This is a genomic window from Pseudoalteromonas sp. Of7M-16 (assembly GCF_022347805.1).
GTDB classification, from domain to species: Bacteria; Pseudomonadota; Gammaproteobacteria; order Enterobacterales; family Alteromonadaceae; genus Pseudoalteromonas; species Pseudoalteromonas luteoviolacea_F.
In genome coordinates, this window is sequence record NZ_JAKRFY010000037.1 from 38,052 (window position 1) to 60,072 (window position 22,021).

The 22,021-nt window shown below is 43.3% G+C and carries 24 protein-coding genes and 2 tRNA genes; 14 read left to right on the top strand and 12 right to left on the bottom strand.

All coding sequences use genetic code 11. The features are described 5' to 3' along the window. Positions 1 to 142: 142 nt before the first annotated feature. Complete coding sequence (gene speE / locus MHN81_RS25905) at positions 143 to 1,003, top strand: polyamine aminopropyltransferase (protein WP_239427149.1); 861 nt, start codon at positions 143 to 145, stop codon at positions 1,001 to 1,003. 60 nt (positions 1,004 to 1,063) lie between these two features. On the opposite strand, the gene hemE is transcribed toward speE, so the two are convergent. Then, entirely contained in the window at positions 1,064 to 2,131 is a 1,068-nt protein-coding gene (gene hemE / locus MHN81_RS25910; protein WP_023401294.1) for a uroporphyrinogen decarboxylase, read from the bottom strand. A gap of 656 nt (positions 2,132 to 2,787) precedes the next feature. Between hemE and rsd the strand changes: the two genes are divergently transcribed. Further along, on the top strand, positions 2,788 to 3,258 hold the full coding sequence (rsd, locus tag MHN81_RS25915) for a sigma D regulator (RefSeq protein ID WP_239427150.1): 471 nt from the start codon (positions 2,788 to 2,790) through the stop codon (positions 3,256 to 3,258). A 55-nt stretch (positions 3,259 to 3,313) separates the two neighbouring features. On the opposite strand, the gene fkpA is transcribed toward rsd, so the two are convergent. Then, on the bottom strand, positions 3,314 to 4,069 hold the full coding sequence (gene fkpA, locus MHN81_RS25920; protein ID WP_023401297.1) for an FKBP-type peptidyl-prolyl cis-trans isomerase: 756 nt from the start codon (positions 4,067 to 4,069) through the stop codon (positions 3,314 to 3,316). Between the two features lie 328 nt (positions 4,070 to 4,397). Here fkpA and MHN81_RS25925 point away from each other — a divergent pair, with 328 nt between their 5' ends. Beyond that, on the top strand, positions 4,398 to 5,342 hold the full coding sequence (locus MHN81_RS25925; protein WP_231105476.1) for a hypothetical protein: 945 nt from the start codon (positions 4,398 to 4,400) through the stop codon (positions 5,340 to 5,342). Continuing rightward, complete coding sequence (locus tag MHN81_RS25930; RefSeq protein WP_023401299.1) at positions 5,342 to 5,554, top strand: SlyX family protein; 213 nt, start codon at positions 5,342 to 5,344, stop codon at positions 5,552 to 5,554. Before MHN81_RS25925 ends, MHN81_RS25930 begins: the two co-directional genes overlap by 1 nt. Positions 5,555 to 5,590: 36 nt before the next feature. Here MHN81_RS25930 and MHN81_RS25935 read toward each other — a convergent pair whose 3' ends face one another. Then, on the bottom strand, positions 5,591 to 5,791 hold the full coding sequence (locus MHN81_RS25935; protein WP_023401300.1) for a YheV family putative zinc ribbon protein: 201 nt from the start codon (positions 5,789 to 5,791) through the stop codon (positions 5,591 to 5,593). A 122-nt stretch (positions 5,792 to 5,913) separates the two neighbouring features. On the opposite strand from MHN81_RS25935, the gene MHN81_RS25940 reads away from it, so the two are divergent. The 7 genes from MHN81_RS25940 to MHN81_RS25970 all read left to right on the top strand — a co-directional run bounded on the left by MHN81_RS25940 (position 5,914) and on the right by MHN81_RS25970 (position 11,997). Then, a complete protein-coding gene (locus MHN81_RS25940) occupies positions 5,914 to 7,836 on the top strand; it encodes an ATP-binding cassette domain-containing protein (protein ID WP_239427151.1) in 1,923 nt (640 codons plus the stop codon). Further along, complete coding sequence (locus MHN81_RS25945; RefSeq protein ID WP_239427152.1) at positions 7,830 to 8,279, top strand: TIGR02444 family protein; 450 nt, start codon at positions 7,830 to 7,832, stop codon at positions 8,277 to 8,279. The genes MHN81_RS25940 and MHN81_RS25945 overlap by 7 nt, the downstream gene beginning before the upstream one ends. A 119-nt stretch (positions 8,280 to 8,398) precedes the next feature. Then, positions 8,399 to 8,539, top strand: coding sequence for a hypothetical protein (locus tag MHN81_RS25950; protein WP_023401303.1), 141 nt, complete (start codon positions 8,399 to 8,401; stop codon positions 8,537 to 8,539). Between the two features lie 197 nt (positions 8,540 to 8,736). After that, positions 8,737 to 9,717, top strand: a complete 981-nt coding sequence (locus tag MHN81_RS25955) for a hydrolase (protein ID WP_023401304.1) — start codon at positions 8,737 to 8,739, stop codon at positions 9,715 to 9,717. A gap of 10 nt (positions 9,718 to 9,727) precedes the next feature. Continuing rightward, entirely contained in the window at positions 9,728 to 9,982 is a 255-nt protein-coding gene (locus tag MHN81_RS25960; protein WP_023401305.1) for a YheU family protein, read from the top strand. Between the two features lie 88 nt (positions 9,983 to 10,070). Next, the gene (locus MHN81_RS25965) at positions 10,071 to 11,255 is read left to right on the top strand and encodes a dipeptidase (protein WP_023401306.1); all 1,185 of its coding nucleotides are present in this window, start codon (positions 10,071 to 10,073) and stop codon (positions 11,253 to 11,255) included. 532 nt (positions 11,256 to 11,787) lie between these two features. Continuing rightward, complete coding sequence (locus tag MHN81_RS25970) at positions 11,788 to 11,997, top strand: hypothetical protein (RefSeq protein ID WP_023401307.1); 210 nt, start codon at positions 11,788 to 11,790, stop codon at positions 11,995 to 11,997. A 652-nt stretch (positions 11,998 to 12,649) separates the two neighbouring features. Here the strand turns inward: MHN81_RS25970 and MHN81_RS25975 are convergent. From MHN81_RS25975 to nudE, 4 genes are all read right to left on the bottom strand, one after another. Next, positions 12,650 to 12,726, bottom strand: a tRNA-Met gene (locus tag MHN81_RS25975). Between the two features lie 44 nt (positions 12,727 to 12,770). After that, positions 12,771 to 12,847: transfer RNA gene (locus MHN81_RS25980), tRNA-Met, on the bottom strand. Between the two features lie 235 nt (positions 12,848 to 13,082). After that, positions 13,083 to 13,874, bottom strand: coding sequence for a 3'(2'),5'-bisphosphate nucleotidase CysQ (gene cysQ, locus MHN81_RS25985; protein WP_023401308.1), 792 nt, complete (start codon positions 13,872 to 13,874; stop codon positions 13,083 to 13,085). Position 13,875: 1 nt separating this feature from the next. Further along, complete coding sequence (nudE, locus tag MHN81_RS25990; protein ID WP_023401309.1) at positions 13,876 to 14,439, bottom strand: ADP compounds hydrolase NudE; 564 nt, start codon at positions 14,437 to 14,439, stop codon at positions 13,876 to 13,878. A gap of 60 nt (positions 14,440 to 14,499) precedes the next feature. Here nudE and yrfG point away from each other — a divergent pair, with 60 nt between their 5' ends. Next, a complete protein-coding gene (gene yrfG / locus MHN81_RS25995) occupies positions 14,500 to 15,171 on the top strand; it encodes a GMP/IMP nucleotidase (RefSeq protein WP_023401310.1) in 672 nt (223 codons plus the stop codon). Between the two features lies 1 nt (position 15,172). Here the strand turns inward: yrfG and MHN81_RS26000 are convergent, their stop codons facing one another. Then, complete coding sequence (locus MHN81_RS26000) at positions 15,173 to 15,793, bottom strand: dUTP diphosphatase (RefSeq protein WP_239427153.1); 621 nt, start codon at positions 15,791 to 15,793, stop codon at positions 15,173 to 15,175. A 120-nt stretch (positions 15,794 to 15,913) separates the two neighbouring features. On the opposite strand from MHN81_RS26000, the gene MHN81_RS26005 reads away from it, so the two are divergent. Beyond that, entirely contained in the window at positions 15,914 to 16,540 is a 627-nt protein-coding gene (locus MHN81_RS26005) for a peroxiredoxin-like family protein (RefSeq protein ID WP_023401312.1), read from the top strand. 45 nt (positions 16,541 to 16,585) lie between these two features. On the opposite strand, the gene MHN81_RS26010 is transcribed toward MHN81_RS26005, so the two are convergent. From MHN81_RS26010 to MHN81_RS26020, 3 genes are all read right to left on the bottom strand, one after another. Then, the gene (locus MHN81_RS26010; RefSeq protein WP_023401313.1) at positions 16,586 to 18,922 is read right to left on the bottom strand and encodes a fatty acid cis/trans isomerase; all 2,337 of its coding nucleotides are present in this window, start codon (positions 18,920 to 18,922) and stop codon (positions 16,586 to 16,588) included. 12 nt (positions 18,923 to 18,934) lie between these two features. Next, the gene (locus tag MHN81_RS26015; protein WP_023401314.1) at positions 18,935 to 19,327 is read right to left on the bottom strand and encodes a hypothetical protein; all 393 of its coding nucleotides are present in this window, start codon (positions 19,325 to 19,327) and stop codon (positions 18,935 to 18,937) included. Between the two features lie 108 nt (positions 19,328 to 19,435). Further along, positions 19,436 to 20,101, bottom strand: coding sequence for an SDR family oxidoreductase (locus MHN81_RS26020; RefSeq protein WP_023401315.1), 666 nt, complete (start codon positions 20,099 to 20,101; stop codon positions 19,436 to 19,438). 145 nt (positions 20,102 to 20,246) lie between these two features. Between MHN81_RS26020 and MHN81_RS26025 the strand changes: the two genes are divergently transcribed. Next, a complete protein-coding gene (locus tag MHN81_RS26025) occupies positions 20,247 to 20,993 on the top strand; it encodes a hypothetical protein (RefSeq protein ID WP_023401316.1) in 747 nt (248 codons plus the stop codon). On the opposite strand, the gene MHN81_RS26030 is transcribed toward MHN81_RS26025, so the two are convergent. Continuing rightward, the gene (locus MHN81_RS26030; RefSeq protein ID WP_239427154.1) at positions 20,983 to 21,780 is read right to left on the bottom strand and encodes a VOC family protein; all 798 of its coding nucleotides are present in this window, start codon (positions 21,778 to 21,780) and stop codon (positions 20,983 to 20,985) included. The two genes, MHN81_RS26025 and MHN81_RS26030, sit on opposite strands and share 11 nt — an antisense overlap. Positions 21,781 to 22,021: the final 241 nt, after the last annotated feature.

The window sequence follows — 22,021 nt, forward strand, 5'->3', positions numbered from 1 at the left end:
AGGGGGAGGTCGCTTTTCTATGCACTTAGGGACGCAATTTATGGTAAACAGACAAACTAGGCACAATCGACTAAAATAGATTGAGCAAATTCTTTGGCGCTGGCAAAATTGCGCCTGTTAACAATTCAACGTGAAAACAAAAATGTCTAATTTAGAAGCAAACCGCTGGTTTACAGAGATCAGTGACCGAGATGGTAGCGCTTTTTCTCTGCGTATCAATAAAAAGCTAGATGAAGTTCAATCACCGTTTCAAAAGGTCGAGATGTATGAAACAACCGACTTTGGGAATTTGATGATCATAGATGGCTGCACCATGGTCAGTACACGTGAGAACTTTTTTTATCATGAAATGATGAGCCACACTGCACTCTTTGCTCACCCGGCACCTAAAAATGTCGTGATCATTGGCGGTGGAGATTGCGGAACACTGCGCGAAGTACTCAAACACCCGGACGTCGAGTCAGTTACACAAATAGACATCGATGAAGTGGTGACACAAATGTCACTTAAGTACTTCCCAGAACTATGCGCCTCAAATGACGACCCACGTGCCACGGTGATGTTTGATGACGGTATCAAATATATGCGAGAAGCCCCTGCAAACTCTATTGATGTGGTCATTGTTGACGGAACAGATCCTGTAGGTCCAGGCGAAGGCCTGTTCAATCACGCATTTTATACGAGCTGTTTAGCGGCACTGCGCGAAGGTGGGATTTTAATCCAGCAAAGTGAATCACCTCTGATGCATATGGCACTGCTAAAAGAAATGCGTCAAGCAATGAAAGATGTGGGTTTTGCCGATTTGCAAACCTTGCCATTTCCACAGCCAATTTACCCAAGCGGCCTATGGTCGGCAACACTCGCGCGTAAAGGGCAACACTTCAACGGCTTTAGAGAGCAGGATGTTGAAGCTGCACAGTTTGAAACCGAATATTACAATAGCGGTATTCACCATGGCGCCTTGGCAACGCCTTACTTTATGCGCCGCGCATTTGACGAATAGCGCTCAAGCCATAAAGTAAAAAACCCAAGCAATGCTTGGGTTTTTTGTCTTGTCAGACTATCACTTTTGATGATACTGGCGACTAAATTCATGGACTGAATTAATGAATACACCTGCATTTTCAGGGTCAACATCCGGCGTGATACCATGGCCTAAGTTAAATACGTGACCATTGCCTTCTCCGAAGCCTGCCAAGATTGACTGAACTTCTTCACGAATGCGCTCTGGTGTACCATGTAACATAGCAGGATCCATGTTGCCTTGCAGCGCGACTTTATCACCCACACGGCGTTTTGCATCGGCAATATCTATGGTCCAATCCAGACCAATTGCATCACAGCCCGTTGCAGCAATCGCTTCAATCCATTGCCCGCCATTTTTGGTAAACAAGGTAACAGGCACTTTACGACCATCGTTTTCACGGATCAGGCCATCGACAATTTTGTGCATGTACTGTAGCGAGAACTCTTTATAGTCACGAGGGCTTAACACACCACCCCAAGAATCAAAAATCATTAGAGATTGTGCACCTGCTTTCACCTGCGCATTTAGATAATCAATGACTGAGTCAGCGACTTTATCAAGTAGTAAATGCAATGTCTGCGGTTCAGCAAATGCCATTTTTTTAATCTTACCAAAGGTTTTACTGCTACCGCCTTCGATCATGTATGTGGCAAGCGTCCATGGAGAACCAGAGAAGCCGATTAAAGGAACTTCTCCTTTTAGCTCTCGGCGAATAGTGCTCACTGCATTCATCACATAACCAAGCTCGTCCGTCGGATCGAGTTTTGGTAACTTCTGAACATCAGCTAGCGAGGTGATTGGACGTTCAAACTTTGGACCTTCACCTGTTTCAAAGTACAAGCCAAGTCCCATAGCGTCAGGGATAGTTAAAATATCACTGAATAGAATCGCAGCATCCAGTGGGTAACGACGTAGTGGCTGCAATGTCACTTCACAAGCTAATTCAGCATTTTTACACAAGCTCATAAAGTCACCAGCTTGCGCTCGTGTAGCTCTGTATTCAGGGAGGTAACGACCCGCTTGTCGCATCATCCATACAGGTGTCACATCAACCGGCTGCTTCTGCAACGCGCGTAAATAACGATCATTTTTCAACTCGCTCATAGCGTGATTCAATTCCAGTGCTGTAAAAATTGTTCGAATTGTATCACTTTATCCCCAAGCCCCCTAGCTGTTCAACCGTTTAAATCACATCTCCATGATCCAGATTAATGAGCAGCTCATTCAAATACCCTCTTTGTTGGCCCAAAACACCAACAAACCCTTTCTCATAAACTCGCTTTCATATTTTTGAGATATTAAATTCATAAAAAAATGTTCGTGATTATTTGCACCACAAAAAAAACCTTGCTATAAAAATGCTGCGCAAAATAACAAGAACAAAACACCTTCTAACAAGAATAAGTGCTATTTGCTAAACTGTTTTGAACCACCTTAGGGTGGTTTTTTGTTTTTTATCACCCAGCAAACATCACTCCGCCTACCTGAATACTAAATAAAAATGATTAACACCAAGACTAAAAAACCCAGCTAAGGTACAAATGAAAGAAATTATGTGCTTTTTGCAAAAAGTGGTTGATCTTTTCATCAGTTTTCCTTTTTATAGGAGGCAAGATTAAGTATTCAGTATTACCAAATTGCTGTCTCTTATTGGGTCCAAACCATCCTATTTTTGATGTGCCCATAAAAATAAAACCTAATATACAAACACAATTTGGTCATTGCAGGGCCTAAAAAAACGACCCGCTAAGGAGATAACTATGCTTTCACGGTTAGAACAAGCCCAACAAAAATGGGGAGGGAGTCATAGTGTTATCGACAACTGGCTCATGGAGCGTCAAGAGTTACTGTTACTGTACTACAAAGTAGCTGGCCTATCGCCTTTTGAGAGCGTAGATAAAGCGCTGCCAGAACAGGTTCAAATCCAGTCCTTTTGTCAGATATTGATGGACTACTTGTCAGCTGGACACTTTGAAATATACGACAATATTGTTGCTGCGTGCAAAGAAAAAGGCCCAGATAGCTTGAAGCTAGCTCAGTCTATCTACCCGCAAATTACGGCATCAACTGATTTAGCACTCGACTTCAATGATAAATACGCCGAAGCAAGTAGTGACAATCCCCTGGAAGATTTCGACAAAGATCTATCAACGCTCGGCGAAGCACTGGAGCAACGGTTTGGACTAGAGGATGAACTGATTGATAACCTCTTTGCATATCATACCGAATAAACTAAACAAGTATAAAAAAAGGGCCCTGTAGGCCCTTTTTTTATTTGCTTGCACCTTAGGCTGCAGGCTTCTCTTTATCTTCTTGGATCTCCAGTAGCTCAACTTCAAACACAAGTGTTGAGTTAGCAGGGATCTTACCTAAGTTACGCTCACCGTAACCTAGCTCTGCAGGAATAGTAAATTTATACTTTGATCCTACAGGCATTAGCTGTAAACCTTCAGTCCAACCAGCAATAACCTGGTTAAGTGGGAAAGTTGCAGGCTGGTTGCGCGAATATGAGCTATCAAACTCAGAACCGTCTAGTAGCGTACCTTTGTAGTGTACTTTAACCACGTCAGTTGCAACTGGCTTTTTACCTTCACCCGTTGAAATTACTTCGTACTGAAGACCAGACTCAGTCACTGTAACGCCATCTTTCTTGGCATTTTCAGCTAGGTACTTTACGCCTTTTTCTTTGTTTTCTTTCGCATCAGCTTCTGCTTTAGCAGTTTGCTTTTCACGTACAGAGGTATCAAGTGCAGTGAGCACTTCACGAATTTTTTCATCATCTAGTTTTGAGTTACCAGCAAGCGCATCTTCAAAGCCTCTCATAAGCAATGCTTGATCAAGCTCAATGCCTAGGCCTTGCTTATCAGCAAGATCTTTTTGTAGGAAGTTACCCACAGATGCACCAATACCGTATGCTTGCTTTTGAACTTCAGTTTCTAGTTTTACTTCTTCTACTTTTGCAGTTTCCTGCGCTTTTTGATTACACGCAGTTAGTGCAAGTACTGAGGCTGCAATTAAAGACAGCTTAATAGTTTGTTTCATTTTACTTTCTCCGACATCCGAGCAGCCAGCAATGTTTCATTGCTCTCTAACTTCATTGTCATGTTAAATAATTATTAATTTAAAAGGTGATGTCACATTATCACTCATTGCCACCAAAGCCAAGATTCATACCCATAGAACCTTGCTTTAGGAAAAACCCATGTTACTGGCGACATACTTTAGCTAATACGCTAATATCAGTTTTGTGGCCCAATCAATTTTACCACTAGTCTACTCGGTGCAAATCATAGAGTTAAGAGGAAATACCGAATTTATGGCCAAATTTTTTAAATTGCACATACGACTCTTCGTTTGCTTATCTATCCTGATGCTATCAGGTTGCTCTCCCGACAGCTCCAAAGCGCAATTGACTGTCGAACACGCAGCACGCGGTGCATTTGCAGCCGCTATTTCACACGATGGTCGTTACAGTTTAGTGTCATCAGTCGAACACGGTGCAGTTTTATGGGACAACACCACCCATGGCTTGAAGTATCAGTGGTCTCACTCAGATCAGCCTGATGAGCTCATTCACTCTCTCGCCATTGCTCATGACAGTTCTACAGCGGTGACAGCCGCCAACGATCGATTTGCTGTGTGGCAGCTCTCCGACGGTAAAAACATTGGCTACTATCAAATAGACACTGGCACTATCAGAGACATCGCTGTCAGTAACCAAGGCAGATATGTCCTATATGGTCGCAGTGACAATGTTGTTGTGCATCTCGACTTAGATAGCGGAAGACGAATAGAGTTCCTTGGACACCAAGAAAAAATTAATAGTATTGCACTCTCGCCCAATGGCCACTTCGCACTTACAGGTGCCAATGACTATAGTGCATACTTTTGGGACACCAGAACTGGGCAAGTATTGCACCGGTTTAATCACCCGAGTCGAGTGACCAAAGTGGCGTTAGATCCACAAGGTCGCTACGCATTTACTGCCGATAGCATGAAAAAAGCCAGTATTTGGCAACTCACTTCAGGTGATCTTGTGGCACAATTACAGTATATTGCACGGCAGAAAATATTCAGTGCCGTGCGCTTCAATCAGCAGGGTGACCTGCTCGCAACAGGCTCCCCTAATCGCCAACTGACACTTTGGCGGATCAGTGATGGCACCAAGTTAAACACTTGGCTAGTTAAACCCAGAGAAGGCAGCCGACCCAAATCTGCAGTCGTATTTGACGTTGCGTTTGCAAAGCGCGACGGCATTTTGGTTACCGAGAGTTCAAGCGGTTTAATGGAGCAATTCGAAAGAGTAAAAGAGTAATGACAGAGTTAGAAAGTCGCGTAATTGAACTTGAAGCAAAAGTGGCATTTCAAGAAGACACCATCGAGACGTTAAATGATGAGTTAAGAGTCCATCAAGCAAGGCTGGCAACAATGCAACATCAAATCAGATTGCTAGCCGAAAAAATCAAAGAGGGTAAAGATGACGGCATGATGCCTATTGAGCAAGAGCCCCCGCCACCGCACTATTAACCGATCACCGTATTTGATGCGCATAGGCGCATCAGATTATTGCGGTTTAAAAACCCCAATGACTTGTTCAAACTGACGCGTTGACGCTTGTACTGCTTCTTCAGGCTGAGTCATTGAATGGCCACAAGCGACACACTCGACCTTTTCAACATCATGCTCTTTATAAAGCATCATGACATCCATTTTGTTACAAGCCGGACATGACGCACCAGCAATAAAGCGTTTTTTCGTTCTCACAATACAACCCCACCTACTCTGTGAAAGGCTATTTTAACTCAAGTTAGGACACAATTATACGCTTGTTCCCTAGTTATAGATCCATGTTATCATTCACTCAGTAATTTTGACTCGAGCTTATTATGATCCAACTTTCTGATATTGAACTGTTACGCGGCGGCAAAACTCTATTGAAAAATGCCAGCGCAACCCTCTTTGCACAGCACAAAGTCGGTTTAGTCGGCGCCAATGGTTGCGGCAAATCGTCACTGTTTGCGTTGCTCAAATCACAACTGCACGCAGATGCCGGCGACTTTCAAATCCCAAAAGATTGGTCTATCGCTTCAGTTAAGCAAGAAACACCAGCACTATCTATTTCTGCAATGGAGTATGTTTTACAGGGTCATCAGCAGTACTATGAATTACGAGCTGCATTACAACAAGCCGAAGCACAAGGTGATGGCGAAAAACAGGCCAAGATCCACCAGCAAATGGAATTGGTCGGCGGATACAGTATTGAAGCTAAGGCCGGAGAATTATTACATGGCTTAGGATTTAGTAATGAGCAACTAGATTTTGCAGTCAGTGAGTTTTCCGGTGGTTGGCGAATGCGCCTCAATTTAGCCCAAGCCTTGATCCGCGACGCCGATTTACTATTGCTGGATGAACCAACTAACCACCTTGATTTAGACGCTGTTTACTGGCTGGAACGATTTCTAAAGGCCTATCAAGGCACCCTAGTACTCATCTCTCACGATAGAGAGTTTTTGGATGCGGTAATCGATCAGATCTGGCACATCGATCAGCAGTGTATCAATGTTTACAAAGGTCATTACTCACAGTTCGAACGTCAAAAAGCAGAACGCATGGCACAACAGCAAGCTATGTATGAAAAACAGCAAGAGACCATCGCACATCTCGAAAAGTTTATTACTCGCTTTAAAGCTAAGGCCAGTAAAGCCAAACAGGCACAGAGTCGGGTGAAAGCACTTGAGCGCATGGAAAAATTGGCACCCGCACATGCAGATTCACCATTTAGTTTTGAATTTGCCAACCCTGAAAATATGCCAAACCCTTTGATGACATTGGATGAAGCACAAGCAGGCTATGGCGACATCACTATTTTGCATCAAATTAAACTCAACTTAGTACCCGGTAGCCGAATCGCTCTGTTGGGAAGAAATGGCGCAGGTAAGTCCACCTTAATTAAACTGCTGGCTGGCGATATAACACCTCAAGCAGGCGAGGTATTTCAACATCAAGGTTTAAAAGTTGGCTACTTTGCCCAGCATCAACTTGAATCTCTCGATTTAAATGCCAGTGCGGTCACCCACTTACAACGTTTAGATCCACAGGCAACCGAGCAGTCTTTACGTGACTTTTTAGGCGGCTTTGCCTTTCATGGCGACAAAGCGCTTGATCCTGTTGCGCCATTCTCTGGTGGTGAAAAAGCGCGATTAGTATTGGCCATGTTGGTGTATCAGTCACCCAATCTATTGTTGCTGGATGAACCTACTAACCACCTAGACTTGGAAATGCGTCATGCGTTAGTCATGGCGCTACAGGGGTTTGAAGGCGCTATGGTGACCGTTTCCCACGATCGTCATATGCTGAAAAATACCGCCGATGAGTATTACCTAGTCGATAACGGCACAGTGTCGGCATTTGGGTATGACTTGGACGAATACTATCAGTGGCTGCTTAATGCCAATAAAGAAGCAAAGCAAAAGCCACAGGTAGAAGACAAAGCGCATTCAAGCGTCAATCGAAAAGAGCAAAAACGCTTAGAAGCAGAATTCAGAAAGTCGGTTCAACCACTTAAAAAATCAATAGATAAACTAGAAAAGCAGCTCGACAAATATACTACTGCACTGGCCGAAATCGAGTCTCAGCTAGCGGACAATTCGCTCTATGAGGCAGAAAACAAAGCGAAGTTGAGCGAATTATTAAGTGAACAAGCACGTTTGACGCCTCAATTAAATGAAACCGAAGAGGCATTATTAATCTCGCTGGAAGAACTGGAAGAAAAAGAAGCCCAGTTCGCAAGTACAGGAGAAGTATGCTAAGTCGCGATGCCTTTTGGCAATACGCTTGCACGATTTATCAAAACGAGCAGGTTCAGCAGGTACTTTTAGAATGCCAAGATAGGTATGACAAGAACGTTAACCTGTGTTTGTTACTCGACTATTTAAGCTATTTAAATGTGCAGCTAACTGAGCAACAAACTTGCGAATTAGAAGCCGTTGTAAAACAAATTGATCGGGAACTGCTGGTTCCCTATCGCGCTACCAGAAAACAAGCCAAGACACGGTATCACGCTTACCCAGATTACCAACAACTCAGAGCCAGTTTGCTCGCGACTGAGCTAGAGCTTGAAAAACTGCAACAGCACCATTTAATTGAGCATGTCAAAACGTTCTCTTTACAAGACCATGTAAAAGACCCTAACAACCTGCTTCATTATTTGCCAAAGTCACTCTACACGCGGTTTCAACACGCCAAACTATGATCAAGATCAAGTGCCGTTACTCGGACTGATCGGCTAAATAATAAACTTGATCTCGATCATAACGATTGCTCAGGTGCTCCTCTACTATTAACTCATCGACAAATTGAGGAGACACAGCCATGAACGTATTCTTTAGAGATTTCTTTTCCGACCCGGTACTGTATTTATCTTTTGGTATACTCGGGATCGTGATCGCGCTGTGCATCTATTACGTCTACTACTTTGTGAAAAAGGTCAATGAGGCTGAAGTACCAGAGTAAGACACAGTCACACAGATCTAGTTAAGCAAACTTAGTTCCCGTTTCAGAATTAAGCACGACGCACAAAGCACCTTACCAGCTTCGCTGGTCGGGTGCTTTTTATCTCACATAGACAAATTCTTTAGGTCCATACTCATTTTGTAGCAGCTTTGGTACACTATTTGGGTTAATCGTCACAAAGAGATCGTCACCTATCTATGTCAAAGCAGCTCGATTTAAATTTTCAGCCCGCTTGGTGGATGCGCAACCGTCATGTGCAAACTATTCTTCCACGCGCTTTTCGACCAAGATTAAAAGCGGATGTCAGCTATGAGCACCTCACCACGCCAGACAACGACTTTTTAGAACTTGCTTGGGCCAAAAATGGCAATCAACAGGCGCCTCTCGTAGTGGTGCTGCATGGTTTAGAAGGCAATATAAACAGCTTTTACGCAAAAGGGATGCTACATGCCCTTACCAAATCCGGGTTAGATGCGGTACTGATGCACTTTCGTAATTGCTCTAGAGAAGTGAATAAACAACCACGGGCATACCACAGTGGAGAAACACAAGACTTAGGGTTCTTACTGCAAACATTGAGTAAGCGATTTCCCGGCCGGGCTCTGTTTGCCGTTGGCTTTTCGTTAGGTGGTAATGTATTGGCAAAATACCTTGGAGAAAAAGGCCATGCAAGCCGCTTAGCTGGTGCTGCGGTGATCTCCGCTCCCTATCATTTGTCATCCTCTTGCCAAGTGATCCGAAAAAGCTGCTTCAAACTGTATCAAAAATACCTACTGGATAGAATGAAGCATTCTTTTTCACGTAAATTAGACCAGATCCACACTTCCATTAATATGACTGCCCTTGAGCTGTCACAAATTAAAGACCTTTGGCAATTTGACGATCGAGTCACCGCCCCTTTACATGGCTTTAAAGGCGCTGAAGACTATTATGCACAGGCCAGTGCACAACCGTATTTAAGTTTAATAGAAACACCGACACTGCTTATCCACGCTGAAGATGATCCTATGCTGTCAAAACAAGCTATCCCTCTGATCCAGCAAGTCAGTGAGCAAGTGAAGCTTGCGGTATCCTCTAAAGGCGGTCACGTTGGCTTTATTTCTGGCGCAAACCCATTTAAGCCAATCTATTGGCTGGAAAAAGTCGTGCCTGATTACATCCACTCATTAATAAAATAGCGATACATCCATGCTTATTCCTTATCAACAAATTGCCACTGAGACGCTGAACAGCTTGATCGAGCACTATGTGTTACGTGAAGGCACAGATTATGGTGACAGTGAAATCTCAACGGAGCAAAAAGTTGCGCAAGTCAAAGCCCAACTGCAAAGCGGTGATGCGCTGATTGTATTTTCTGAGCTTCATGAATCAGTCAATATTGTCAGTAAAGCTGAGTTTCATGCTATGCAAAGTCAGGACTATACTTCAGAGCCCATTTACTAAGTATTCTCCGCTTAATGTAGCACCACATGTTGAGCCTTTATAATTAGTTGTTACAATCAAACTTCACAATCATAATAAAGGCGCAAACATGAAGTTAAGCTCAGCTCTTTGTGTTCTGACACTGGCCATCTCCTCTGCCCAGGCAAAAGAATACACCGCATCCGACCGTGCCATTCGTTTGGCTCAAGAAAACTTACTTATTGATACCCACATCGACGTCCCCTATCGCATCAATATGAAATGGGATGATGTTTCTAAAGCAACACAAGGGGGCGATTTCGACTACCCTCGTGCAATGCAGGGCGGGCTTAACGCGCCTTTTATGTCAATTTATATACCTGCTAGTTTAGAGTTTGAAGGCAAGGGCAAAAGCTACCAGTTAGCAAACCAGCTTATTGACGGTATGGAAGCGCTGGTACATCGCGCACCACACAAGTTTGCTATTGCACATAATACCAAAGACATCGAGGCACAATTCGATAAAGGGTTGATGTCGATTGCCATGGGTATGGAAAACGGCTCTCCCATTGAAGGGGATCTAAAAAATCTACAGCACTTTTTTGACCGCGGCGTACGCTATATCACCTTGGCTCATTCGCAAAGCAACCACATTTCTGACTCTTCGTATGATCTGCGCCGCAAATGGAAAGGGTTAAGTCCATTTGGTAAAAAGCTCGTCGTCGAGATGAATAAGATTGGTATGCTGATCGATGTTTCACACATTTCAGATAAAGCCTTTTATCAAGTCATGGAAGTCTCAAAAGTTCCTGTGATCGCCTCACATTCGTCGCTCAGAAAGTATACGCCAGGGTTTGAGCGCAATATGGATGACGAGATGTTATTGGCTCTGAAAAAAAATGGCGGTGTGATCCAAATAAACTTTGGCTCTAGCTTTGTCACTTCCGCATCGCGAACATGGTCTGATAAACGCACTAAAGAAGAGCAAGAAGCGACCAGTCGTGGCGCGACTAAAACCGACTTCCGCGCAGCATTTCTCGCGCGTAACCCTTACCCTTTTGCCTCTTTAGATCAGGTATTGGACCATATTGACCACGTAGTCAAGTTGATTGGTATTGAACACGTAGGTATTGGTTCTGATTACGATGGTGTGGGTGACTCTCTCCCTGTCGGATTAAAAGACGTGTCTACCTACCCAAATCTTGTACAAGGCCTTTTGGATCGCGGCTACAGCGATAACGACATTAAACTGATCCTCGGTGGTAATACGCTGAGAGTCTGGAAACAAGCTGAAGTATTCGCTGCGAAATTTTAACTTAAATCAGGTAGGCTACTCGGTCTACCTGAATTCTTTTCACTAAGTTAACGCCTTAACCCTGTAACAGCGTATAGCTGAGAACACACAGATGAACTCCCCATCATACGCCACCTAGGTCAAATATAGTGTGAATGATGATGTCTTTTCATTACACAGAGTTCGTTACTTTAGCAGTAAAGCTCACACTACACGTAAGGCGCGTGTACCTTTTATTTTAGAAGTGTAAATTAACTATATCATTCAGTGAGAACAAATAAGCGTAGAGGCCTCTGATATATTACTCATTGCATGACAGCCAACAGCATCCTTTACAGCTGAGCTTCAATACGCCTCTTTTTAGGTTAAGCAAAATGGTATGCCAACTTAGTTTTTTCCTAAAGCAGCATAGGTTCGATATTAAACTTTTCATTGTTCAAGTTCGGAGTGTTTTTTTAATTTTATATTTGGCCTATATTAAATATGCATGCTAGTGAAATCTAATCAACTTTCAATTCATGCAAAAACATCTCAAGTATAAAAGGAAATTAAAATGAAACTAAAAATACAAAAAAAGAAACTCAAGTCTCTATCTAGTGACAAAGGCATTATGAATGAACAAACCCCACAGGTAGCAGGTGGCGGTGTGTCTCAAGAAGGCTATGGCTGCAATGTAACAAATAGCTGTGCAACCAACCTTTCTTTATGCTGCCATGCATCTAAAGAAGCCAGTTGTATCGGTGGCTTTTCTTGCCGCTGCTAACTGTAATGCTAGGTGAGCGCGAGCCTTTTTAGGTTCGCGCTATTTAATACATGTAGTTATTAATTTATTTTAAGTCCAATAAACCCATAGCTATATAACTAAAATTAACGACTCAATATAACCCCATTGAACCGATAAAACCCAAGGCGTTAAAATAGACACCATTTTATAAAACCAAATTAAAAACCTCATAAAAACAGAAAATATAAAATAAAGTTGATTTTAAAAAATGCACTATATTAACTGTTTTAGTTGACACTTAACGTGTAACTTCGACTAATCAATTATTAAAAAGGAGAATTTAATGAAACTTAAGGTTGAAACAAAGAAGCTTAAAATACTGACTCACTAAAAAGTGTTAGAGTCTAAACACTCCCCAAATGTTGCAAGTGCAAGAACTGCTAATAAGGTATGCACCAAGATTAGATGGCGCACAGTTGTCTTGGTGATCGTTCGTCTTGTCGCCGTTAGCTGCAAACACATTACTTAGAGCTATTTTGCCCTAAAAACCCACAGAGCATGAACTCAGCTAACAATGGGACAAATAAGCTGTAAATTACGTATAAAAAAGATGAAAATGGCAAGCTGAGTGAAAAGTCAGAAAATTTCAATAAAGGGAAGAATAGTATTTGAAAAGCTTAAATACAGGAATTGGTTGCGGGAGCCGGATTTGAACCGACGACCTTCGGGTTATGAGCCCGACGAGCTACCAGGCTGCTCCATCCCGCGCCTGTATTGTTAAGTTTGTTTTACTTCTCTCTTAACTAAGAAGTTGGTTGCGGGAGCCGGATTTGAACCGACGACCTTCGGGTTATGAGCCCGACGAGCTACCAGGCTGCTCCATCCCGCGCATGCATCTAATTAAGATGCGCTTTAAGAAGTGTGCTTTTCAGCTCTTCCTTAAAGAGGTCGCTATAATATCTAAATTTATTTTTATTGCAAGGATTTGACATAAAATAATTGTTTAAACGAACAAAAATACATCAATAACACTTATTTTTAGAGATAACCCTACTTTTAGAGGCCTAAGTAGATTTATTGCAGGCGTATTTTATCAACAAAATACGCCTTCTGTTCGGGTAAAATTACCTCTGATGAGGGCTTATCAACTTTTGAAATTGCCAATCTGGATGGCCCATAACAATAAAGTCTGGGTTTTCAGTTGTTTCACGCTGGTTATAAGTGAGTGGATTAAATTGTGCATCGGTAATGCAACCACCTGCCTCTTCTACAATTACCTGCGACGCGCCAGTATCCCATTCACCGGTAGGTCCAACTCGTAAAAAGCAATCGGCTTTCCCTTCTGCGATAATACACGCCTTAAGAGAACAGGAACCAAGCGCAATGGTGTCGAATTGACTATTCAAATATTGGCTCACCGCTTCGATTTTTTGTCTTCGGCTCACCGCAAGTGTCAAAGTATCTGGCGGTGATACAAAGATCTGTTCATCTTGCTGCTTGTCACGTTTGAATGCACCGCCGCCTTTAGTTGCAAAATAGGTGACGTTTTTGGCAGGCCAATGGATCACTCCTAAGACAGGTTGATTATCTTCAATTAGTGCAATATTAACGGCAAAATCACCGCTTTCTAAAATAAACTCTCCGGTACCATCCATAGGATCCAACAGCCAGTAGCGCTGCCAGCTTTGTCGCTGCTCAAGAGGGGGGATCGGAGTTTCTTCGGACATCACCGGGATCTCTGGTGCTAACGTCTGTAAACCATTAAGCAATACTTCATTAGCAGCTAAATCCGCCGCAGTGACCGGTGTATGATCTGATTTTTCTTGTTGGCCAATATCATCTTGTTGATAAATTGCCATAATGGCTTTACCTGCCAACTGCGCCAATTCGATACAAGGCTCTAAGTAGGTTTGCAATTTAAACCTCCTTTAATAAATGCTGCTGTAATAACAACAATGCCGCAACACTACGCGCTTCAGTAAAGTCACTTTGCTCAAGTAATGATTGCCAATCATTCAAAGGCCACTTTACAACAACAAGAGGTTCTGGCTCATCGCCTATCAAGCGCTCAGGGTATAGATCTTTTGCAAATAGAATATGCATTTGCGCTTTAAAATAACTTGGCGCTAATGATACGGTTTTCAAATTCACAAATTCGTTAGCCCCAAAACCGACTTCTTCTTTTAACTCTCTGTTTCCCGCTTCAATCGGTGTTTCACCAGGATCAATCAACCCTTTTGGAAACCCCAATTGATAGTCATGTGTGCCCGCACAGTACTCTCTGACTAATAATAGTTCATTTTCAGCAGTTATTGGCACAATCATCACAGCGCCACGCCCACCCCCTTTCACACGCTCATATTGCCTTCGCTCTCCGTTTGAAAATTGCAATGACAAAGCTTCAACTGTAAACAGCTTACTTGATGCAACAACGTCAGATGACAATATTTCTGGCGGACATGGGTGCTTTTTCTGTGACATAAACTTTTATTTGCTATGATGTTGGTAACCTAATCATAAAGCCTTTGCAGTTAAAAGCCTATGTTAAATTGGTCTAAAATCGATACCGTTCTGTTGGATATGGACGGCACATTGTTAGATTTACACTTCGACAACCATTTTTGGTTAGAGCTCATTCCCAGAGCCCACGCTCAGAGACAGGGCCTGAGCCTTGAACAGGCTCGCGCAGATATACTTGCCAGATATGAAGCCGTGATGGGACAAATAGAGTGGTATTGTCTCGATTACTGGCAGGAACAGCTTCAGCTCCCCATTATGGAGCTAAAACGAGAAGTGCAGCATCTAATTTCTGTCAGAGAAGACGTGCCCGCGTTTTTACAAGCACTCAAGGACGCCGATAAAGAATTAGTTCTGCTAACTAACGCACACCCCGACAGCTTAAGCCTCAAGATAGAACGCACGCAACTTAGTGGTACTCAGTTCGATGGGTATTTAGATAAAGTCATTTCAACCCATGAGTATGGTGTCAGTAAAGAAAGCCAATCGCTTTGGCATCAAGTACAAGCTGATATTGGGTTTGATAAAACACGTACTTTATTTGTTGATGATAGCCTGAGTGTGTTGGCTGCTGCCAAAAAGTACGGAATAGGCCACCTATTGGCAATTAATAATCCAGACAGCCAGCAACCTCCTAGAGAGATCACTGACTATTTGGCGATCAGTGACTACCGCACATTGCTGCCAATCAAGTAGCCTAAGCAGGGTAACGGGCTGTTAGGCCGCTATAAACTTGCTTAGCAAAGTCTGGATGCTCTGTATCCAGACTTTTTACAATCTCAACTAGGTGTTCATTGTCTTCTTTGCCGTCCCACTCTTTGATATAAGTGCCATCTTTATAACCATGATCTTGACGGAAAAAATTCAAGGTGTTCTTACCGACATAACCACGGTATAAATCGTCAAGGCTCATGCCGATTTGTGCCATACATCCTGAAAATGCGGCTGCGTTAAAAGATTTTTCTGCCACAGCACTCGCCGCTAACTGCTCAAGTGTTTGTTTAAAATCGTCTGCTTGTGTAGGCGCAGCCAATTCTTGGTCAAGCTGCGTTGCCAGCGCTTCGAATGATGTTTCGCCATCGATTCTCAAAGATAGCCCAAAGTGAAAAATATCGACCAACTCCAAGATCACTTGCTCGGTATCCGGCGTTTGCTTTTTCCACCACTTCCAACCATAGTGGTCAAGCATTTCTGCGCACTCAACCCATATCGCTCGATACCATTCAAAACCCTGACTGAACCATTGCTCATGCACTTTGGTATTCATCGCATTTTGCATTTCCAGCATCACCACTAGCTTTGTGATATTTGCAGACATATTCGCTCTCTTTGACGTGATAAAATTACAAGGATAAAAACAATATCATACCCGAGCGAAAGTCTTTCGTCACTTTGCCTGTCTAATATCACTGACCAAACATTTAGACAGAGGAATTTTATGCAAATACTACTCTTTATTTTGCTTCTAGTTATGCTCCCGAGTGTATCAGCTGCGACTGCTACCAATATCACTAACTCCCCAGATACAGTCGCGCCTTTATTGCCTGGCCTTGATGCCCCTAAATTGATACTTAAAAACAGCCAAGGTAAGCCAGTAGAATTGGCGCAATTATATAAAAACAAAACCACCTTAGTGGTCGTGTACCGTGGGGGATGGTGTCCATATTGTGTTCGCCAACTTAATGGCATTCAAAAAATTGAGTCTCAATTGGCTAAACTCGATGTACAGATTGTTGCAATTTCTCCAGACTCGCCAAAAGAACTGGCTAAAAGTACCATTGAGTCACCAAATTACATGCTACTGTCTGACGACCAACTGGCCTATTCACAAGCTTTGGGTTTGGCTTATTATTTAGATGACAAAACAGCAACAGCCTATCGCAATAAATTGGGTGTAAATTTTGTGGATCTCAGCGGAAAAGACAGAGTCGCACTACCTGTACCGGCAGTATTTGTTATCGATAAAAAAGGGTTAATTCAATTCCAGTACGCCAACCCAAATTATAAAGTACGATTGGATGAGCAAGTATTACTCGCTGCGGCAAAAGCAGCCAGTGCACTTTAAAATGCCAAACGGTGACAGATGAGGTATCTATCACCGTCTAACTTTTTAACGGTTTTCTAGTCGGTTATAGTCAAATAACCCAAACTCAACACCGCGTGTCTGTTTTGCAATTTGGTGTAGTAAATCACTGTATTGCCAAAACTGCGGATGTGTGCGTCTTATCCCAAACTGCGCTTTTAATGCCTGATAACTTGCTTCACTAGACACCTCCATTAGGCCGCTGGTAAAGGCGTTGGCATGCGCTTCGTTTGGCAAATACCAAATGGCTTCTGGATAATCACCAACAAAACCAGGTAAAACAGTGACGTAGTCTTCCGCATAAGCGCGCTGGCCTTCCTCATTCAATAATGACGAAATATTAAAATGCGCGTTGTGGCGCAATAAGGTGTAGCCTTTTAACTCACCCAGCTCATCATTCGCAAGTATAAATGACACTTGAGGCAGAGTCGCCACCGCAGTATTGGGCAAGTTATTTAACACACGCAAGACCGGAGGCACAGACAAATAGTCGTACTCTCTATGCATGACAGGGGCGAGGTATTCGGCGAGTTTTTCATAGAGCTCTCGCTGAGGGTCATCACTTTGGTAATTAATATGACTAGGCGCGCCGAGCAAGCTTTTACGATTGATAAACTCACTCAAGCTCAAATGTGATTTGCGATACCAGTGCTGCTTTATTTGTTGACGATGGCTGCGCGGAAGCAGATTAAGAAAATTTTGCTCCCCTTCAAGTCGCAAAAAGTCCATATACAGACGTGTGATCAGCTGGTGACCAATATTGCCATATACATCAAAGCCTGCCACCAATAAATAATGAATACGCTCGAACAATGCGTAATCTAAAACCCACGCTGTTTTTGGCTGTTGGCCAACAAACCCTTTCACAACTGTGGCACTGTTAAAGTGGCGAAATATGGTCAGTGCTGCGTTGGGATTGTGACCATCACCTTGCCATATTAGTGCTAAATCAATCTTTCCATTCTGATTGAAGATTTGCTCAGATAACCGGTTTTTAGCTTCTAGGTAATCACTTTGATGTTTTGCATATTTAGCCCAGCTAGACAACGGCAACACATTACTTTGCTCAGCGGCTGGTAGAAGTAGATCATCGTCATGCTGCATCAATAAAGCCTCAACAGCTGGCGAAGCATTTTTCTCTGGATCAACAAATGCCACCCAAAAATGGTCGTTGATCACATTCAATGCAATTTGTCCGCGACATACAGGCCCCTTGATAAAGCCCTTTACTATCAACTCAGCTTCATCCAACATAAACTGATAACGGGACTTTACTGGAATATCCGCAAATGTCTTAAACGGGTTTGCAGCCAGTTTTGGCGCGTAGTCTGGTAACTCGGAGACCGTGTAATCAAGGCCAATAAACTGCGTGTATAGGCGGGCCAACTTTTTATCATCTAATGCTAACGGCAAATGCGTTTTAGACAAAATGGTACTGCGCTCGTGCAGTAATCGATAATACACCCTATCTACTTTTGGATCATCAAACGGGCGAACCGTCGCGATCAGCTCAATTGGCTCACCGGGTGGTGTTTTAGACCTGACTAGCTTAAAGAAGTCAGTGTGACTGTGCTGTGCAAAATAGATATTAGCCAAGTACCAGTGCTCATAAATATAGCGAGCAGCCAATTGGTGTTTGTTACCAGACTGATTGAGAAACTGCTCCCACTTTGTCACCTGCTGTGCAACCGCCTTTGATGGTGCAGCCACTTCGCTCATTGGAGCGCCTTGTTCCATCCATGCTTGCAATTGCCCATACTCATGGCTTGTCAGTGCAGGCAAGCCATAAGGCATACCAGCATGGGGGTTATCCTGAGCATACTGCCCATATTCATCCATTGTTGGGCAGGTTTGCTGTCTATCAAGGGAAAAGTCAAACGCATCATTCAAAACGGTTTGCTGAGGAAATGGCGTACGCTGCTTGAGCAATAAACTGTGGTACATCACACTGCCTTGTAAATTGGCATAAGCTGTTTGAACTCGCTCATTCAGCACGGGTGTGAAACCCTTGTCACGCCACTGACTAGTCGTTGTTGCATCAAATAGCAACCGTGTGGGAGGCTGAGCCAGAATTCGCGTGCCGTCATACACTAAGGTTTTACTCAGCCCTCTATCAATGCCTTGAGGCGAGCTCAATTTCAGTTGGCACGGGGCATCATAGCACCCATGACACACCACGCAGCGGTTATCCAGAATAGGCTTTACTTGCTGCAAGTATTGCGCGCCACCTTGGCGATATTCGACTAAGCGTTGACGAGGCTGTTCCGGTCCAAACAAATCATCATAATGACTTACCCCAAGAACAGCACAGCCACTGAGTACAATTAACGCAGCTACCAACCAAATCTGGCGCTTTTGCAACATGACTAAATCCCCTTAGACTTTATGCTCTTCTTCACCATCATCGTCATCATCTAAACCGAGATCAAAAGTCGGCATCATATCAACGGGAGGGGAAACAAAAAGCACATCTTCACCAAGTGGACTCAATACCGCGCTCAACACAGGGCCGTGATTCAGGATAAGCTGAGCCTGATGTCCTTCACTGAGCATTGTCGCAACATTCGCTTCAATATCTGTGAGTTCATAAGCTTCCAAAGGGATACTCATATTCTGATCTAGTGCCGGATTTTGACATAAATTTGCCAGCAAATCTGCGGTCAAATTAACCGAAAGTTGCATATCGGGAGACTCGATATCACGCGCTTCTAACTGTTCATTTAATTGAAAAAGGGGCAGTGTTAGGGGGGTATTCTCTTGAAGTTCCATACAGTTCTCTGGGCTTATTTTTTTGCAATTGTAGCATAGTTCGCTGAACCAGCCCCAAACAACTGTATTTGGGCTGATTCTATCAGCCCAGCTCAGAACATCACGCTCTTACCAAGGTAACTCTTCGCCGTTTGAATGCCAAAAGTTTCCAGAATTACTGAGCGTAAGTTCGTCTATGCGGGCAATTAAGCGATTAGCAGATTCTTGCGCAGAAATATCACCAGCGAAGTTCACCATTTGGGTTTGTACAAAACCTGGGTGTAATAAGGCAACCGCCACGCCTTTAGGTTTAAGTTCATGGGCTAAACTCACACCAGCTGCATTAAGTGCAGCTTTAGACATACGATAACCAATGTACGCGCCTGAGCTATTGTCTGTAATTGATCCCATTCGACTGGTGATCATTGCCACTTTAGCCCCTTTACTCAATTGGGACTGAAGTGCATGCGTCACTCGGATAGGTGCCACAGCATTAACCGCTAACTGTGCCTCAAGTTGAGCGAAATCCATATGTTCAAGACTTTCGTTACTGAATATCCCCGCATTGTTAATCAATATATCAATTGCCTGACCTTGTAATTGCGCCGATAGGCTGGCCACATCTTGCTCAACACTGACATCAATATTTTCGATAACAGTGATACCCAGTTCGTCAAGCTCTTCAGAACTGTTTCTCACCACAGCGGTCACCTGATAGCCCAGCTCGGCATATTGACGGCAAAACTCTAAACCGATACCTCTGTTTGCACCTGTGATAACAACATGTTTGGTCATTTTTTTCTCATTTATTTGGCTATTGATGATGTAAATAGTTGGGGCGTGCTTGTTCAGATTCAAGTGAATTTTCTCACTGAGCTCTGATAGAAATGAAGACTTCTGCTAGTCTTAAACGAAAGGTTTGCATTTTGGAAAACGCATTGTGAAACCCTTCTTTGCATTGATGCTGTTGTGTTTATGTAGTCAACCGAGCGCTAGGGAATTTAATATAAATGTCAGTGAAGGCATGTCTTTCCACCTTGGAAAAGCACAAATAGAAAAAATTTTTACTGAGATATACCGGCCTCTTAACATCACTCCGACATTTCATTATCTACCCACTCAACGAGGCCTTGAATGGGTCAACAGTGGACGTTTCGATGCTGAGGCTGGTCGTGTAGAAAATGCGATGACCACATTTGAACAGCTGCTTCCCATCCCTACACCTCTGGCAACCGTGCGTCTCGCGGTGTTTTGCTTGAAGCCCGAATTGTGCCACCTCAATGGTGAGCACGGTATTATTATCATCGAAGGCAGCTTAATGACGACACAATTTTGTGAGCGCACCAAACTCGATTGCCACCCCGTCCACAATAATGTATCAGCTTTCCAAGCTTTGACGCGCAATCACAGTGATCAATTACTGGCAACAGACCATTTTAGTATGGGCTCGCTTTGCGATTCTGGGCTGAGTAAAATTTACATGCGTATTTTACCTTTTCAGGGTGTGCTTATCCGCCACTATATTCACAAAAAGCACCAAGCACTCTTACCAAAACTAAACGATATCATTAAAGATAAAGTGAATAGTGGCGAATTTACCCGCTTTATCAATCGCCTAAATAGCGAGTTTGCTAATTGTGATGGTGAGATCATTGATCTCACCGCTGCTACTAATATTAGTCTGTAATCTTGTCCATAAAGGATGCCATCACTGAAAATACAGCGCCCTGTGGATCCGTTATGACAGCAAAGCGACCCACTTGAGGAATATCTGTTGGCGGTACACACACATCTCCTCCCAGTGATTTCGCTTTATCGGCAACCTCATCGCAATCAAGTACTGCAAAATAAAGCATCCAGTGTGGTGGCACACCCTGCCATTCTTCAGTCATCTCCAACATCCCCGCAACTGGTTTACCGTTATAGCTAAAAACCACATAGTCCATATTTTCCATTGCCTGATGATCAGCCTGCCAGCCCAGTAGGTCACAATAAAACGCTTCACTTTTGGCGCTTTGTTGGCTTGCCAATTCGTACCAGTAAGGCACACCAGCTTCAAGCTCTCTTCGCGTACCAGTATGAGCACCAGCTTGCCACAAGGCAAACCTTGCTCCACCGGGCTCTTGAAGCATAACCATTCTACCTGCTTCAGGAACATCATGGGGCCCCGCAATAATGTCCGCACCTAAACCTTTTGCACGCTGTGCCATCTCGTCAACATTCTCAACCGCAATATATCCTAACCAGTGACTGGGCACATGCGCTTCTTTTTGTTCTGGCATCATTTGATACATAGCCGCAACGTCATCTCCGTGCTTTTGCAGCATAGTATAAAAAACCCCCTCTCCAATTGGTTGGTCGACATGCTGCCAATTAAATAACTGAGTATAAAATGATTTACCTTCGCTCCAATCAGAGCTACATAACTCAGACCAACAAAATGCTCCTACCTGACTTCGTTCAATACGCGCCATACCATTCATTCCTATTGTGCAGTTCACTACATTACAGTTAAGCAGACTTTGTAAGCTTCGCAATCTCACCATCAGTTTGCAGACAAAGAAAGCGGTGCAAAAGAGAGAAGCGCATACGTTCAATTTGCGTAAGGTGAATAACGTGCAAAATGTAACGACAATGAGCGAAGCGAATACGTTCAATTTGCGCAAGGTGAATATCGTGCAAAGTATTAACGACTATGAGCGCAGCGAATACGTT

Bases quoted from the DNA above. Each gene is read 5' to 3' on its own strand.
- speE (WP_239427149.1), top strand. From the start codon at position 143: ATGTCTAATTTAGAAGCAAACCGCTGGTTTACAGAGATCAGTGACCGA.
- hemE (WP_023401294.1), bottom strand. From the start codon at position 2,131: ATGAGCGAGTTGAAAAATGATCGTTATTTACGCGCGTTGCAGAAGCAG.
- rsd (WP_239427150.1), top strand. From the start codon at position 2,788: ATGCTTTCACGGTTAGAACAAGCCCAACAAAAATGGGGAGGGAGTCAT.
- fkpA (WP_023401297.1), bottom strand. From the start codon at position 4,069: ATGAAACAAACTATTAAGCTGTCTTTAATTGCAGCCTCAGTACTTGCA.
- MHN81_RS25925 (WP_231105476.1), top strand. From the start codon at position 4,398: ATGCTATCAGGTTGCTCTCCCGACAGCTCCAAAGCGCAATTGACTGTC.
- MHN81_RS25930 (WP_023401299.1), top strand. From the start codon at position 5,342: ATGACAGAGTTAGAAAGTCGCGTAATTGAACTTGAAGCAAAAGTGGCA.
- MHN81_RS25940 (WP_239427151.1), top strand. From the start codon at position 5,914: ATGATCCAACTTTCTGATATTGAACTGTTACGCGGCGGCAAAACTCTA.
- MHN81_RS25945 (WP_239427152.1), top strand. From the start codon at position 7,830: ATGCTAAGTCGCGATGCCTTTTGGCAATACGCTTGCACGATTTATCAA.
- MHN81_RS25950 (WP_023401303.1), top strand. From the start codon at position 8,399: ATGAACGTATTCTTTAGAGATTTCTTTTCCGACCCGGTACTGTATTTA.
- MHN81_RS25955 (WP_023401304.1), top strand. From the start codon at position 8,737: ATGTCAAAGCAGCTCGATTTAAATTTTCAGCCCGCTTGGTGGATGCGC.
- MHN81_RS25960 (WP_023401305.1), top strand. From the start codon at position 9,728: ATGCTTATTCCTTATCAACAAATTGCCACTGAGACGCTGAACAGCTTG.
- MHN81_RS25965 (WP_023401306.1), top strand. From the start codon at position 10,071: ATGAAGTTAAGCTCAGCTCTTTGTGTTCTGACACTGGCCATCTCCTCT.
- MHN81_RS25970 (WP_023401307.1), top strand. From the start codon at position 11,788: ATGAAACTAAAAATACAAAAAAAGAAACTCAAGTCTCTATCTAGTGAC.
- nudE (WP_023401309.1), bottom strand. From the start codon at position 14,439: ATGTCACAGAAAAAGCACCCATGTCCGCCAGAAATATTGTCATCTGAC.
- yrfG (WP_023401310.1), top strand. From the start codon at position 14,500: ATGTTAAATTGGTCTAAAATCGATACCGTTCTGTTGGATATGGACGGC.
- MHN81_RS26000 (WP_239427153.1), bottom strand. From the start codon at position 15,793: ATGTCTGCAAATATCACAAAGCTAGTGGTGATGCTGGAAATGCAAAAT.
- MHN81_RS26005 (WP_023401312.1), top strand. From the start codon at position 15,914: ATGCAAATACTACTCTTTATTTTGCTTCTAGTTATGCTCCCGAGTGTA.
- MHN81_RS26010 (WP_023401313.1), bottom strand. From the start codon at position 18,922: ATGTTGCAAAAGCGCCAGATTTGGTTGGTAGCTGCGTTAATTGTACTC.
- MHN81_RS26015 (WP_023401314.1), bottom strand. From the start codon at position 19,327: ATGGAACTTCAAGAGAATACCCCCCTAACACTGCCCCTTTTTCAATTA.
- MHN81_RS26020 (WP_023401315.1), bottom strand. From the start codon at position 20,101: ATGACCAAACATGTTGTTATCACAGGTGCAAACAGAGGTATCGGTTTA.
- MHN81_RS26030 (WP_239427154.1), bottom strand. From the start codon at position 21,780: ATGGCGCGTATTGAACGAAGTCAGGTAGGAGCATTTTGTTGGTCTGAG.